This is a genomic window from Sphingomonas sp. SORGH_AS_0950 (genome assembly GCF_030818415.1).
Lineage (GTDB): Bacteria > Pseudomonadota > Alphaproteobacteria > Sphingomonadales > Sphingomonadaceae > Sphingomonas.
In genome coordinates, this window is the sequence record NZ_JAUTAE010000001.1 from 2,774,389 (window position 1) to 2,788,647 (window position 14,259).

The following is a 14,259-nucleotide window of genomic DNA, read 5'->3' on the forward strand; positions in this document are numbered from 1 at the left end:
AATATGGCCGACATCGACGGCACCTGGAACTGCACCGTCAAGTCGCCCCTGGGCGACCAGGAGATGACCCTGACCGTCACCACCGAGGGTGATCGCTTCACCGGCTCGGGCGGCGGCCAGATGGGGGCGATGGATATCGAGGGGAGCGTGTCGGGCAACACGATCCACTGGAAGATGTCGATCTCCTCGCCCATGCCGATGACGCTGGACTGCGAAGCGACCGCCGATGGCGACACGCTGACCGGATCGGTCGGCGCGGGCGCGTTCGGCAGCTTCCCGCTGTCGGGCACGCGCGCGGGGTGATTTTTACGCCTTGAGCGGGGGAAGGGCGGTGCGTCGCAGGACGGGCCGCCCTTTTTCTTTGGGGGTTTCCCTTGGCCTTCGACTTCGCTCAGGCTGAACGTCGGGTGGAATGGGTCTTTGCCCGCAGCCGTTCAGGCTGAGCGAAGTCGAAGCCCATGCACAGACACCCGCCCCATAACCGCTTCAATTCCCGCCAAATCCCGTTACGCTGGCGGTCGAAAACCAAAAGGGGGCAAGCATGATCGACCGGCGGCATTTCCTGGGGGGCACGGCGGCGCTGGCCGTGGCGGCGGGCAGCGAGGGGGTTCTGGCCCAGACCAGCGCATCCGCCCGCCTGACCGCGCTGTTCGACACGCTGGTCCAGGAACAGCTTCGCCGCAGTCCGGAGGGCGCGACCAGCCTTGGCCTCGACACCGGCGCCAATGCCGATCTGCGGGGGCGTCTGTCTGATCAGTCCCCCGCCGGGATCGCGGCGGCGAAGGCGGCGACCAAGGCCGATCTGGCCCGGCTCCAGGCGATCGACCCCGCCACCCTGTCGCCAGAGGAGCGGATCGACCTGGAATCGGTCCTCTATACCCGGCGCTCGGCGGAAGCAGTGCAGGCGTTCGATTTCGGCGGCTATTCCTATGGGCCCAGCCCCTATGTCGTGTCGCAGCTGTCGGGCGCCTATCAGTCGGTCCCCGACTTTCTCGACACCAAGCACAAGATCGCCAATGCGGGCGATGCCGACGCCTATCTGATGCGGCTGCGCGCCTTCGGGCAGCAGATGGACGCGCAGACCGACCGGATGCGCCACGATGCGGGGCAGGGGGTGGTGCCGCCCGACTTCATCCTCGACCTTGCGATCGAACAGATGGGCAAGACCCGCCAGCCCGCGAGCGAGGCGCTGGTCGTCCGGTCGCTCGCGCGCCGCGCCGCCGAAAAGGGGCTGGGCGACCGCCATGCGCAGGCGGCCACGAAAATCTATGAGGCGGAGGTGCTGCCCGCGCTGGATCGCCAGCTCGCCTATGCCAAGGCGTTGCGGGCCAAGGCGACGCATGATGCGGGCGTGTGGAAACTGCGCGAGGGGGCGGCCTATTATCCGGTCGCGCTCAAGGCCAATACGACGACCAGCTTCTCGCCCGACGAGGTCCATCGCTTCGGCCGCGACCAGGCGGCGATGCTGTCCGCCCGGCTCGACGCGCTGCTGAAGAAGCAGGGTTTCACCAAGGGCACGGTGGGGCAGCGCATGGCCGCGCTCTACAAGAATCCCGATCAGCTCTATCCCAATACCGACGAGGGCAAGCGCGCCGCCATCGCCTATTGCAACGCGCGGCTGGATGCGATCCGCACCCGCCTGTCGCAGGTGTTCGAACGCATGCCGCCCTATGGCTTCGAAGTGCGCCGTGTGCCGCCCCAGACCGAGGCGGGCGCGGCGGCGGCCTTTGCGCAGGGGCCCGCGATCGACGGATCGCGCCCCGGCCTGGTCTATTTCAACCTGAAGGACAGCGCCGACTGGCCCAAATTCTGCCTGGCCACGACCGTCTATCACGAAGGGTTGCCGGGGCATCAGATGGAGGGCGGGCTGGCGCTGTCCAACACGCGGCTGCCGCTGATCCGCAAGCTCAACGGCTTTTCGGGTTATGGCGAAGGCTGGGCGCTCTATGCCGAGCAGCTGGCGGACGAGATCGGCATGTATGACGACGATCCGCTGGGGCAGCTGGGCTATCTGAAGTTCCTGCTGTTCCGCGCCAATCGCTGCGTGGTCGATACCGGGCTTCACCATATGCGCTGGACCCGCGAACAGGCGATCCGCCATTTCGTCGAGGCCGAGGGCGAGGCGGAGGGGTTCGCGACGCGCGAGGTCGAACGCTACTGCGTCAATCCCGGCCAGGCGGCGAGCTACAAGCTGGGCCATTCGGTCTTTGTCGACATTCGCGAGTCCGCCCGGAAGCAGCAGGGCGCGCGGTTCGACCTGAAGGCGTTCCATACCGCCGTGCTGCGCCACGGCCGCGTGCCGCTCGACGTGTTGCGCCGGATCGGCGAGGACTGGGCGCGGACTTGACGTCGATCAGCATCGCGGTGATCCTCCGTCCGGGAGAATAGCGCGATGCAGGACAGCGTTTCGGTCCGGCGGGATCATGGGCGGCGATCGGTGGCGGTCGTCGCCACGGTCGCGGTCCATGCCGCGATCCTGGCGCTGCTGATCTGGGGACAGCCCCGGCATCGCCTGACCGACGACCCGGCCCGGCCGCTGCTGACGCTGTTCGACGTGCCCCGCCCGCCGGAGCCTCCGCCCGTCCCCGTGCCGCCGCCGCCGGTCGCACCCGCCCCGGTCAAGCGCGAGAGCCTGGTGCCGCGTCCGACCGCCGGGGGCGGATCGCCACGCCCGGCGCCCGCGCGTCCCGCCCGACAGGCCGCCCCGGCGGCGGTCGCGCCTGCCCGGTTCGACATGGTCGACCTGCCCGCCCCGGCGGCGGGATTGGCGGCCGAGCCGGCCTTGCGCGTCGGGACGGCGATCTCGGATGGGCTGGGGACGGGAATCGCCAGCGGGCGCGGGACGGGCGGCGAGGGGCGCGGCACCGGTAGTGGACGCGGCGACGGCGATGGTCCGGGCGAAGGGCGGCTCCGCTACGCGCTTGCCGAATGGATCGAAAAGCCGCCGCAGGAGCTGATCGACAAAGCCTTTCCCAAAATGGCTTGGGCGGGCGGGGTCAGCGGCATCGCGGTGCTGCTATGCGACGTGCCCCGGCCGGGAACGCCCAAAAGCTGTTCGATCGCGGCGGAGCGTCCCAAGGGGCGTGGTTTCGGCGCGGCGGCATTGGGGCTCTACCGGCAATTCCGGATCCGGCCGGTGATGAAGGGCGATCAGGTCTATCAGGCGCAGGTGCTGGTGCCCGTGACCTTCACCGTCCGGCGATAGCGTGACGCCCGCTCAGCGCGTCACGCGCGTGATATGCCCCATCTTGCGCCCCGGCCGCGACTCGGCCTTGCCATAGAGGTGGAGATGGGTGCCCTTTTCGGTGAACGCGCCGTCCCAGGCATCGTCGCCGATCAGATTCTCCATCTGCACCCACGCACCCGTCAGCGACGTGTCGCCCAGCGGCAGGCCGCAAATCGCGCGGATATGATTCTCGAACTGCGAGGTTTCGGCGCCCTCGATCGTCCAATGGCCCGAATTGTGGACGCGCGGGGCCATCTCGTTGAAGACGGGGCCGTTCTCGGTCGCGAAGAATTCGCAGGCCAGCACCCCGACATAGCCCAGCTGCTCGGCGATGCGGATGGCGAGCGCGGTCGCCTCCTCGGCCTGCGCCCCGATCTCGGGCGGCGCGGGCAGGGTGGAGGTGCGCAGGATCGCGTCGCGGTGGATATTGTGCGGCGGGTCGTAGCGGACGGTCGTCCCGTCGGTCCCGCGCGCCACCAGGATCGAGAATTCATGGCTGAAATGGATGAACCCCTCCAGCACGGCGGGGCCGCCAATCGCTTCCCAGGCGGCGGGGGCATCGGCCATCTCGCGGATCAGCGCCTGGCCCTTGCCGTCATAGCCGAAGCGCGTGGTCTTCAGGATCGCGGGGCAGCCGATCCGCTCCAGCGCGGCGGTCAGGTCGGCGGCGGAATTGACCGCGGCCCAGGGGGCGGGGCGGCCGCCAACCTTCTCGACGAAGCTCTTCTCGGCGATCCGGTCCTGCGCGACGCGCAGCGCGGCGGGCGCGGGATGGACGGGCAGCCGCTCGGCCAGCCATTCGACCGGCGTCACATCGACATTCTCGAACTCATAGGTGACGACGTCGCAGGCGGCGGCGAAGTCGGCGAGCACGACCGTATTGTGATAATCGGCGCGGGTCAGCGCGGACGCGGTCTGCGCCGCGACGCTTTCCTCGTCGGGGGCGAGCACATGGGTGCGATACCCCAGTTGCGCGGCCGCCACCGCCAGCATCCGGCCCAGCTGGCCGCCACCCAGAATCCCGATCGTCGAACCCGGCTTCAGCATCGGCTTACCCTTGCGGATCGTTGGCGACGCCGTCGGTCTGGCGCTGGCGCCAGTCCTTCAGACGCTCGGCGAGGTCTTCGTCGGAGAGCGACAGGATCGAGGCGGCGAGCAGGCCCGCATTGATCGCGCCCGCCTTGCCGATGGCCAGCGTGCCGACGGGAATGCCGCCGGGCATCTGGACGATCGAGAGCAGGCTATCCATGCCCTTCAGCGCCTTGGACTCGACCGGCACGCCCAGCACCGGCAGATGGGTCATCGACGCGGCCATGCCGGGGAGGTGCGCCGCGCCGCCCGCGCCCGCAATAATGACCTTGATCCCGCGATCGGCGGCGGTGGTGGCGTAATCGAACAGGCGCTGCGGCGTGCGGTGCGCGGAGACGACTCGGGTCTCATGCGCCACGCCCAGCGCCTCCAGCGTCTCGGCGGCATGCCGCATGGTTTCCCAGTCCGAAGTGGACCCCATGATGATCCCGACCGACGTCATATCCGCTGTTCCGCCTTAGCCCCTTTGGCCCCGTTGCCGGGGAAACGGGCTGCCTAGCGGGACGGGGCGAGGGGGGCAAGTTTCCGTATGCGTTCGGGTATGGTGGCGGGCGATTTTGCCGGAGCGTGGGGGCGTGGGCTTCGACTTCGCTCAGCCTGAACGGAGGATGGAGTTTGGTTCGCGCGGAGACGCGGAGACGCGGAGGTGTCGGTAGGGGCCGCCGCGTAGCCCTCCCCGTCGAACGGAAGACGATGGCAGGCTCCGATGGGAACAATAGACCTGCCGCGCGGACCAACTCTCCGCGCCTCCGCGCCTCCGCGCGAACAAAAATCTTCGCGGCTTCGCGGCTTCGCGTGAAATCAAATGGTTCACGCGAAGCCGCGATGGCGCGAAGAGGTTGGGACGTGAGGCGATCGCGGGTTAGATCGCCCCCCGTCTCCCGATCGCTTAGCGCTCGGACAGATAATAGCGGTCCGTCGGCGTCAGGTCGTCGGCCAGCTCATAGACGATCGGCTGCGCGGTCGGGATTTCCAGGCCGGTGATCTCGTCGTCGGGGATGTTCGACAGATGCTTGACCAGCGCGCGCAGCGAGTTGCCGTGCGCCGAGATCAGCACGCGGTTGCCGTCGCGCAGCGCAGGCGCGATGCGCTCTTCCCAATAGGGCAGGACGCGCGCGATCGTGTCCTTCAGGCTCTCGGTCTGCGGCACGTCGATGCCCGCATAGCGGCGGTCGCCCGACACGTCGAACTCGCCGCCCGCATCCGCCGGGGGCGGTGGCACGTCGAAGCTGCGGCGCCAGATCTTGACCTGCTCGTCGCCATGCTTGGCCGCCGTCTCCGCCTTGTCCAGGCCGGTCAGCCCGCCATAATGGCGCTCGTTCAGCCGCCAATGCTTCTCGGTCGGCAGCCAGAGGCGGCCCATCGTCTCCAGCGCCAGGTTCAGCGTCTTGATCGCGCGGGTCTGGAGGCTGGTGAAGGTCAGGTCGAAGTCGAGGCCCTTCTCGGCCATCATCGCACCCGCCGCGCGCGCCTCGGCCGCACCCTGTGCGGTCACGTCGACATCCCACCAGCCGGTGAAGCGGTTCTCGAGATTCCAGGCGGACTGGCCGTGGCGGATCAGGACGAGCTGGGGCATGGAAACTCCTTCAAAGTGATGAGGCCCGCATAGAGCGGCGGGCACGCGGGGTCGAGGTCAGCCGCGAAAACGGCCTTGCGTGGAGGCGGGATTGGCCTTCAGCACGCGGCCCATGCGGGTCGGCCGGTCGAGCAGCTCGCCGCCGCAATCGGGGCAGATCTCGTCCAGTTCGTCGGCGCATTCGGCGCAGAAGGTGGTTTCCAGCGAGCAGATGAAGGCGCCGCCCTGGGACGGGGGCAGGTCCGCGCCGCAGCGCTCGCAATCGGGACGCATCTCCAGCATCAGGCGGCCACCTCGCGCACCACGTCGCAGATGCGGTCGACCAGAGTCTCCACCTGGCGCTTGTCCTCGCCCTCGGCCATCACGCGGATGACGGGTTCGGTGCCCGACGGGCGGATGACCAGGCGACCGCGCCCGGCCAGTTCGGCCTCGGCGGCGGCGATGACGCCCTGCACCTTCTCATGCTCCAGCGGCTTGCCGCCCGCGAAGCGGACATTCTTCAGGAGCTGGGGCAGCGGATCGAAGCGGTGCAGCACCTCGCTGGCGGGCGCGCCCGCGCGCTTCAGCTCGGCCAGCACCTGGAGCGCGGCGACCAGCCCGTCGCCCGTGCGGGCATAGTCGGACAGGATGATATGCCCCGACTGCTCGCCGCCGACATTGTATCCGCGCGTGCGCATCGCCTCCAGGACATGGCGGTCGCCGACCTTGGTACGGATCAGGCCCAGCCCCTGCGCGGCCAGATGCCGCTCCAGCCCCAGATTGGACATGACGGTGGCGACCAGGCCACCGCCCGCCAGTCGCCCTTCGCGCGCATAGCTGGTCGCGATCATCGCCATCAGCTGGTCGCCATCGACCACCGCGCCGGTCTCGTCGACGATGATGAGGCGGTCGGCATCGCCGTCGAGGGCAATGCCGATATCCGCGCCGCTCGCCACCACCGTCTCGGCCAGCGTCTGCGGCGCGGTCGAGCCGACGCCGTCATTGATGTTGGTGCCATTGGGGGTCACGCCGATCGCGACCACGTCCGCGCCCAGTTCCCACAGGGCGGCGGGGGCCACCTTGTACGCCGCGCCGTTCGCGCAGTCGATCACGACACGCAGGCCGTCCAGGCGAAGCGCCTGCGGGAATGTCGACTTGGCGAAGTGGATATAGCGCCCGGCGGCGTCGTCGACCCGGCGCGCGCGGCCGATCTTGCCCGAGGCCACCAGCGGCACGTCTTGCTCGATCAGGTCCTCGATCGATTCCTCGGCCTCGTCGGACAGCTTGTAGCCATCGGGGCCGAACAGCTTGATGCCATTGTCGGCAAAGGGATTGTGACTGGCCGAGATCATCACGCCGATATCGGCGCGCATCGAATGGGTCAGCATCGCGACCGCAGGCGTGGGCAGCGGGCCGAGCATCACCACGTCCATGCCGACGCTGGTGAAGCCCGCGACTAGCGCCGATTCCAGCATATAGCCCGACAAGCGGGTGTCCTTGCCGATCACGACGCGGTGGCGGTGATCGCCGCGCTGGAAATAGGCACCGGCCGCCATGCCGACCTTCATCGCCATCTCGGCGGTCATCACCGCGCCATTGGTGGCGCCGCGAATGCCATCAGTGCCGAAATATTTTCTTGCCATGCGGCCAAGTCCCTGCCGGATTAAGAGGAAACACCATGCGGTCGCGCCCCGTTTAGCGTGACCTTTCCAAAAGCTCAAAGGAACCGAGGCCCCTTCATGTCCCGAGCCACGCTGATCCTATTGTGTCTGGCCGCCGGTCTGTTGGCGGGGGTGGGGCTGGCGGCGGCCTCGCCCGGGGTGGCGCAAGCGGGTGTCGCGGTCGCGCGGCCGGTCGGCACGCTCTGGCTGAACGGGTTGCAGATGACGGTCATCCCGCTGGTCGTCACGCTGCTGATTACGGGGGTGACCGCCACCGCCGAGGCGGCGCAGGCCGGGCGGATCGCCGCGCGGGCGATCCTGACCTTCCTGATCCTGGTCACGCTGACCGCGACGATGGCCGCTGTCGTCACGCCCGCGCTGCTGCACGCGGTGCCGATCCCGCGCGACGCGGCGGAGGCGCTGAAGGCGGCGCTGGGCCATGCCGAGCCGGTCGCCGCCCCGCCGCCCGTCGCCGAGTTCGTGACCGGCATCGTGCCGACCAATATCTTCGCCGCCGCCACCAACAATGCGCTCCTGTCGCTGATCCTGTTCACGCTGGCCTTCGCCTTTGCGATCACCCGGATCGAGGGCGAGGGGCGTGCGCTGCTGCTGCGATTCTTCACCGCGATCCGCGATGCGATGCTGGTCCTGATCGGATGGGTGCTGTGGCTGGCGCCGCTGGGCGTGTTCGCGCTGGCCTTCGTCGTCGGGGCGAGCGCGGGCGGGGGCGCGTTCGGGGCGCTGGCCCATTATATCGCGATCATCGCCAGCATCGGGGTGATCGTGATGCTGATGGCTTACGGCGTGTCGATGCTGGGCGCGCGTGTGCCGCTGGCGCGCTTCGCCCGCGCGCTGGCCCCGGCGCAGGCGGTGGCGATCTCCACCCAATCCTCGCTCGCCAGCCTGCCCGCGATGGTCGAGGGGACCAAGGTGCTGCGCATCGCGCCGGGCACCGCCAGCCTGGTCCTGCCGATGGCGGTCGCGATGTTCCGCGCGACCCAGCCCGCGATGAACGTCGCGGTGGCGCTCTATATCGCCGACTGGTTCGGGATCGTGCCCGGCATGGCCTCGGTCGCGGCCGCCGTGGTCGTGGCGATCCTGTGCTCGCTGGGCTCGGCGAGCCTGCCGTCCCAGATCACCTTCTTCGCCTCGATCGCGCCGGTCTGCGTCGCGCTGGGGGTGCCCGCCGCGCCTTTGGGGCTGCTGATCGCGGTGGAGACGATTCCCGACATCTTCCGGACGCTCGGCAATGTCAGCATGGACCTTGCCGCGACCGCGACCGTTTCCCGAGCCAGCCGCACCATCGACGAGGACACCCCATGAAATACCGCACGCTCGGCCCCGAATTCGAGGTTTCTGCGCTGGGTCTCGGCTGCATGCCGATGGCCGGTGTCGGCCGGAACATGTACGGCCAGGCCGACGAGGCGGAGAGCATCGCGACCATCCACCGCGCGATCGAGCTGGGCGTGACCCTGTTCGACACCGCCGAAATCTATGGCCCGCTGGTCAATGAGGAACTGGTCGGCCGTGCCATTCGCGGCCAGCGCGACGCGGTGGTGATCGCGACCAAATTCGGCTTCCGCTATGACGAGAACGGCATGACGGGCGTCGACTCCACCCCCGCCAATGTCCAGCGCGCGTGCGAGGGGTCGCTCAGGCGGCTGGGGGTCGAGACGATCGACCTGTTCTACCAGCACCGGGTCGATCCCAACGTCCCCATCGAGGATACGATCGGCGCGATGGGGCGGCTGGTCGAACAGGGCAAGGTCCGGCGGCTGGGTCTGTCCGAGGCCAGCGCCGAGACGATCCGCCGCGCCGCCGCCGTCCACCCGATCGCGGCGGTCCAGTCGGAATATTCGTTGTGGGAGCGCGATGTCGAGGCCGACATCCTGCCCGTGGTGCGCGAGCTGGGCATCGGCTTCGTACCGTACAGCCCCTTGGGGCGCGGGTTCCTGACCGGGCAGATCACCCGGCGCGAAGATCTGCCCGAGGGCGATTATCGGCGGAACGATCCCCGTTACTCGGAGGAGAATTTCGACCGGAACATGGCACTGGTCGAAGTGGTGAAGCAGATCGCCGCCGCGCATGACGCGAGTGCCGCGCAGGTGGCGCTCGCCTGGCTGCTGGCGCAGGGCGACGACATCGTGCCGATCCCCGGCTCCAAGCGGCGCGTGACGCTGGAGGATTCGATGAAGGCGGCCGAACTGACGCTCTCGGCCGGGGAGCTGGCGACGCTGGACGAAGCGGCTCCGCGGGGCGGCACGGCGGGGCCGCGTTATGGCGAGCGGGCGATGGCGATGACGCGGCTCTGAGCCGCTCGCCGGAGTAATACCCCCGAACCTCCGTTCAGGCTGAGCGAAGTCGAAGCCCACGCCCCGGCCTGTCCGCAGGCGTCATCCCGCGCCCTTCGACTTCGCTCAGTGCGAACGGAGGTGGGGGTGATCGGAAGAGCAGGGGGGTAGGGAAAAAGGGGCGGCTGGGTCATCCCGAACCGCCCCATTTGGTTCACAGCGGCTTCTGCTCCAGCCGCGTATCGACGCCCGCCGCCGCCGGTTCGGCCAGTTCCTTGTCGCCCGCCAGTGCGGCATCGGCCTTCAGCAGGTCGAGGTGCATCAGCCTGGCGATGAAGGGCGAGACGACCAGCACGACGACGCCGATCCCGATCGAGAACCAGCCGATCCGCGTATAGACGTCGAGCACCTTGTCCGGCCCCGCGCCCTCGCCGCCGGTCGCCTGCGCGATCAGCCCGGCGATGAAATTGCCCGCCGCCGTCGCCAGGAACCAGGTGCCCATCATCAGCCCGGTCATGCTGGGCAGCGACAGCCGCGTCATCGCCGACAGCCCGACCGGCGAGAAGCACAGCTCGGCCATGGTGTGGATCAGATAGACCAGGATGACGAAGATCACCGGCGTCGGCGCTCCGGCATATAGCGCGGCCCCCGCCACCAGGACCAGAAAGCCCGCGCCCACGCCGACCAGCCCGATGCCGAACTTGAACGGTGCGCTCGGTTCCCATCCCCGCTTGGCGAGCAGGGTCCAGACCGCCGCGAAGACCGGGGCCAGCAGGATGATGAAGATCGAGTTGACCGACTGGAAGGCCGAGGCCGGGATCGTCCAGCCGAGCAGGCTGCGATCGACCGAGCGGTCGGTATAGACGTTGAGCGAGGAGCCCGCCTGTTCGAACAGCGCCCAGAAGAGCGGGCACAGCGCGATCAGGAACAGCGCGGCCAGGATACGGTCGCGATCGATCTTGCCCAGGGTGAACACCGCCCGCCACAGGATGAAGCCCACCGTGCCGATGCTGAACACGATCAGCAGCGTGCCGACCGCGTCCTGATGCCGGATCAACTGCCACGTCACCAGCGTCGCCACGATCGCGCCCAGATAGATCAGCCATTCGCGCGACAGGCCGGCCACGACCGGCGCGCGCAACGCGGGCAGCGAGGGCGCTTCACCCGCGCCGTGGAGTTCGCGCTTCAGCCCGATAAAGGCGACCAGGCCCAGCAACATGCCGATGCCCGCCGCGCCGAAGCCATAGGCCCAGCCCACCGTCTCGCCCAGCACGCCGCACACGATCGGCCCCAGCGCGCCGCCGCCGTTGATCCCCATATAGAAGATCGAGAAGGCGGGATCGCGCCGCATGTCGTCGCGGGCATAGAGTTGCCCGACCAGCACCGAGATATTGGCCTTGAGGAACCCGGTGCCGATCACGATCGCGGCCAGCGCCAGGTAGAAGCCCTCCAGATAGACGCCTTGCGCGCCCTGCGGCCCTTCCATCACCGCGATCAGCAAATGGCCGAAGGCGATGAAGATGCCCCCCGCCAGCACCGCGCGTCTGGCCCCCAGATAGCGGTCGGCCAGATAACCGCCGATCACCGGCGTGAAATAGACCAGCGACATATAGGCGGCGTAGATGCCGAAGGCGGGTTCGTCGGTGAACAGGAAATGCTTGGTCAGGTAGAAGACCAGGATGGCGCGCATCCCGTAGAAGGAAAAACGCTCCCACATTTCGGTGAAGAACAACAGGAACAGGCCTCGGGGATGCCCCAAAACCGTCTTGCCGCGCGCGGCGGCCTCATACGCAGTCGCCATGCCGGCGTTTACTCCATCGAAATCGCCCCGCGCGCCGGTCGGCACGCTGGGGCGTAATGGTTCGGTAACCTAGCGGCAAAGCCGCGACTGTAAATATCATGCGCGACGCCGTAAGGATCGAACCCATGAGCGATTCCTCCTCCGACATGGTGTTCAACGACCGTACGACCCCGCTTTCGCTGCTGGCGACGCGCCGTTCGGGCAAGCCGCGCGATCTGGTCGCGCCGGGGCCGGACGCCGCCCAGCTGGCCGAGATGCTGACCATCGCCGCGCGCACCCCGGACCACGGCAAGCTGGCGCCGTGGCGCTTCGTGATCGTGCCGACGGAGGCGCGCGGCCGACTGGCGGAGGTCATCACAACGGCGTACCGCGCCGAACGGCCCCAGGCGGGCGCGACCGAGATCGCCGCGCTGGACCAGTTCGCGCATCAGGCGCCGTCGCTGGTCGTCGTCCTGTCCTCTCCCCGCATCGAAAGCCACATCCCGTTGTGGGAACAGGAATTGTCGGCGGGGGCGGCGTGCATGAACCTGCTCCATGCCGCGCATGCCATGGGCTATGCCGGGGGCTGGCTGACCGGCTGGCCCGCCTTTTCCGATGCGGTGCGCGACGCATTCGGCGCCGCGCCCGAGCGGATCGTCGGGTTCGTCTTCCTCGGCACGCCGGGCCGCCCGCTCGATGAACGGCCGCGCCCGGACATGGCGCGGATCGTGTCGAGCTGGGGCGGATAGGCCGAGCCGCTGCCGCGACGATCGTGCAAACGTTGTCACCATAGCCCCTCGACTTTGCTGAGGCATTGCTGTATTAACTTGGCATGACAGCTCTTAGCGGCGACGACAGCCCGGTTTATATCCGCCTGCGCGGGACGATCGCGGCGGGCATTCTCAACGGCACCTACCGGACCGGGGACCAGCTTCCCTCGGTCCGCGCGCTGGCGGCGGACCAGGGGGCGAACCCCCTGACGGTCGCCAAGGCCTATCAGAGCTTTCAGGACGACGGCTATGTCGAGGTGCGGCGCGGCGTCGGCATGTTCGTGATGCCGGGGGCCGCCGAGCGGCTGCGCGCCGCCGAGCGCGAGAGCTTCCTGGCGGTGCAATGGCCGCGCATCCGCGACCATATCGACCTGCTCGGCCTCGACGCGACCGACCTGCTCAGCGTCGAGCGGGTCTGACCTTCGGACGCCGCGTCCAGGCGATCAGCCCGGTCGCCGCGGTTCCCAGCGCCAGCAGGCCGACCAGCACCGCCAGCGCGCGCCCGGCCCAGGACATGGCGCGACCATCATGCAGGCGGCGCGCCCAGGACAGCATCACCGGCGCGGCATGACCCGGCGCGGCGACCGCGCCGACGCTGTCATCGGCGACCTTGACGACGCCGGGCGCGGACCCCGCGAAAGACAAGGTCCAGTCCGCCGATCGCTCGGTCGGCCAGTCGATCGCCGAGAGCGACCCTCGTGACCAGCGCTGCGCGCTCGCCACCACCCGCGCGACGGGCAGGGCGGGGCGGGCGACCGGCGGCGCGGGGCGCGGCGCGGTGGCCGTACCGGACAAGGCGAGCGCGATGCCGCTGACGGTCATGGCCAGCACCGGGACCGCCGACCAGAATCCGATCCCCCGATGCCAGGCCCTGACGGCGTCGCCTCTCCGGCCAGAGCGCCTGGCGGGTCGTTGGCGGGCCAACGCTGCCCAGAACCCGCTCAGGCCGGTCAGGACGATGCCGATCCCGGCGATCCCCACAATCCATCGTCCCGCCCCCGCCAGGAACAGCCCGTCATGCAGACGCCGGACCGCGCCGATCACCCCGCCGTCGCGCCAGCCGCTGGCGAGGATATGCGCGGTCGGCGGGTCGAGGAACAGCTGGCGCTGCGCACGGTCGCTCGCCCGGTCGAGCGTCACGACGACCGGCGCCGATCCCTCGCCGAGCGCCAGCGTGGCGATCCGCTCGCCGGGGCGCAGACGGCGAGACGCGGCGTCGCTATAGGCCTGTGCGGCGATCCGGGTTTCGCCGCTGATCCGGTATCGGTCCGGCGCGGCGATCCGCTCGATCAGCGGCGCGCAGGCCAGGATCGCGCCGGACAGCGCCAGCGCGACCGCGAACAGTCCGCTCACCAGCCCCAGCCAGCGATGGACCCGCAATCCCCGGTCGCGATGCGTAATGCCGGCCACACATACCCCGAAACAGACGGCGCGCCCTGCCGGAGCCGAGCGGCGGCGTCAATCGGGGGGGGTGTCTTCCCCACCTCCGCTCAGGCGGAGCGAAGTCGAAGCCCGCGCCCGGTCCTTTGCCCCGGGGGCAACCGCCATCCCATGGCCTTCGACTTCGCTCAGGCCGAACGGGGGGAGGGGATGGGGGTGTTGTCGGTGTCGACAGCGATTAAGCCCTGATCATGCCAAGGGTTCGGGCGGCGTAGGTCCCTCCATCCGTTCAGGCTGAGCGAAGTCGAAGCCCACGCCCCGTCCTTCGCCCCGGGGGCAACCGTCATCCCATGGCCTTCGACTTCGCTCAGGCCGAACGGGGGGAGGGAATGGGGGCATGGTCTGTGTCGAAAGCGATCATGCTGCGGTCATGCCAAGGGTCCGGGTGGCATAAGTCCCTCCATCCGTTCAGGCTGAGCGAAGTCGAAGCCCACGCCCCCCTTCGCC

14 protein-coding genes are annotated in these 14,259 nt (G+C 69.0%); 7 read left to right on the forward strand and 7 right to left on the reverse strand.

Annotation, left to right across the window (positions count from 1 at the left end):
- The first annotated feature begins 3 nt into the window (after positions 1 to 3).
- The 3 genes from QE385_RS12350 to QE385_RS12360 all read left to right on the forward strand — a co-directional run bounded on the left by QE385_RS12350 (position 4) and on the right by QE385_RS12360 (position 3,205).
- Positions 4 to 303, forward strand: a complete 300-nt coding sequence (locus QE385_RS12350) for a hypothetical protein (RefSeq protein ID WP_307102239.1) — start codon at positions 4 to 6, stop codon at positions 301 to 303.
- 238 nt (positions 304 to 541) lie between these two features.
- Positions 542 to 2,347, forward strand: coding sequence for a DUF885 family protein (locus tag QE385_RS12355; RefSeq protein WP_307102241.1), 1,806 nt, complete (start codon positions 542 to 544; stop codon positions 2,345 to 2,347).
- A 45-nt stretch (positions 2,348 to 2,392) separates the two neighbouring features.
- Entirely contained in the window at positions 2,393 to 3,205 is an 813-nt protein-coding gene (locus QE385_RS12360; RefSeq protein WP_307102243.1) for an energy transducer TonB, read from the forward strand.
- 12 nt (positions 3,206 to 3,217) lie between these two features.
- Here QE385_RS12360 and QE385_RS12365 read toward each other — a convergent pair whose 3' ends face one another.
- The 5 genes from QE385_RS12365 to glmM form a co-directional block, all read right to left on the reverse strand.
- On the reverse strand, positions 3,218 to 4,273 hold the full coding sequence (locus tag QE385_RS12365) for a 5-(carboxyamino)imidazole ribonucleotide synthase (RefSeq protein WP_307102245.1): 1,056 nt from the start codon (positions 4,271 to 4,273) through the stop codon (positions 3,218 to 3,220).
- Between the two features lie 4 nt (positions 4,274 to 4,277).
- The gene (gene purE, locus QE385_RS12370; protein WP_307102247.1) at positions 4,278 to 4,757 is read right to left on the reverse strand and encodes a 5-(carboxyamino)imidazole ribonucleotide mutase; all 480 of its coding nucleotides are present in this window, start codon (positions 4,755 to 4,757) and stop codon (positions 4,278 to 4,280) included.
- Positions 4,758 to 5,204: 447 nt separating this feature from the next.
- Positions 5,205 to 5,891, reverse strand: a complete 687-nt coding sequence (gene gpmA, locus QE385_RS12375) for a 2,3-diphosphoglycerate-dependent phosphoglycerate mutase (protein ID WP_307102248.1) — start codon at positions 5,889 to 5,891, stop codon at positions 5,205 to 5,207.
- Positions 5,892 to 5,948: 57 nt separating this feature from the next.
- Entirely contained in the window at positions 5,949 to 6,173 is a 225-nt protein-coding gene (locus QE385_RS12380; RefSeq protein WP_294238197.1) for a DUF1272 domain-containing protein, read from the reverse strand.
- Positions 6,173 to 7,513, reverse strand: coding sequence for a phosphoglucosamine mutase (glmM, locus tag QE385_RS12385; RefSeq protein ID WP_307102251.1), 1,341 nt, complete (start codon positions 7,511 to 7,513; stop codon positions 6,173 to 6,175). Before glmM ends, QE385_RS12380 begins: the two co-directional genes overlap by 1 nt.
- Before the next feature lie 96 nt (positions 7,514 to 7,609).
- Between glmM and QE385_RS12390 the strand changes: the two genes are divergently transcribed.
- Positions 7,610 to 8,854, forward strand: coding sequence for a dicarboxylate/amino acid:cation symporter (locus tag QE385_RS12390; protein WP_307102253.1), 1,245 nt, complete (start codon positions 7,610 to 7,612; stop codon positions 8,852 to 8,854).
- The gene (locus tag QE385_RS12395; RefSeq protein WP_307102256.1) at positions 8,851 to 9,843 is read left to right on the forward strand and encodes an aldo/keto reductase; all 993 of its coding nucleotides are present in this window, start codon (positions 8,851 to 8,853) and stop codon (positions 9,841 to 9,843) included. The genes QE385_RS12390 and QE385_RS12395 overlap by 4 nt, the downstream gene beginning before the upstream one ends.
- Before the next feature lie 193 nt (positions 9,844 to 10,036).
- Here QE385_RS12395 and QE385_RS12400 read toward each other — a convergent pair whose 3' ends face one another.
- A complete protein-coding gene (locus QE385_RS12400; RefSeq protein ID WP_307102257.1) occupies positions 10,037 to 11,623 on the reverse strand; it encodes a peptide MFS transporter in 1,587 nt (528 codons plus the stop codon).
- A 149-nt stretch (positions 11,624 to 11,772) separates the two neighbouring features.
- Here QE385_RS12400 and QE385_RS12405 point away from each other — a divergent pair, with 149 nt between their 5' ends.
- Entirely contained in the window at positions 11,773 to 12,351 is a 579-nt protein-coding gene (locus QE385_RS12405; protein ID WP_307104715.1) for a nitroreductase, read from the forward strand.
- Positions 12,352 to 12,434: 83 nt separating this feature from the next.
- Positions 12,435 to 12,791, forward strand: coding sequence for a GntR family transcriptional regulator (locus tag QE385_RS12410; RefSeq protein ID WP_307102259.1), 357 nt, complete (start codon positions 12,435 to 12,437; stop codon positions 12,789 to 12,791).
- Here QE385_RS12410 and QE385_RS12415 read toward each other — a convergent pair.
- On the reverse strand, positions 12,772 to 13,782 hold the full coding sequence (locus QE385_RS12415; RefSeq protein ID WP_307102261.1) for a PepSY domain-containing protein: 1,011 nt from the start codon (positions 13,780 to 13,782) through the stop codon (positions 12,772 to 12,774). The two genes, QE385_RS12410 and QE385_RS12415, sit on opposite strands and share 20 nt — an antisense overlap.
- Positions 13,783 to 14,259 lie beyond the last annotated feature (477 nt).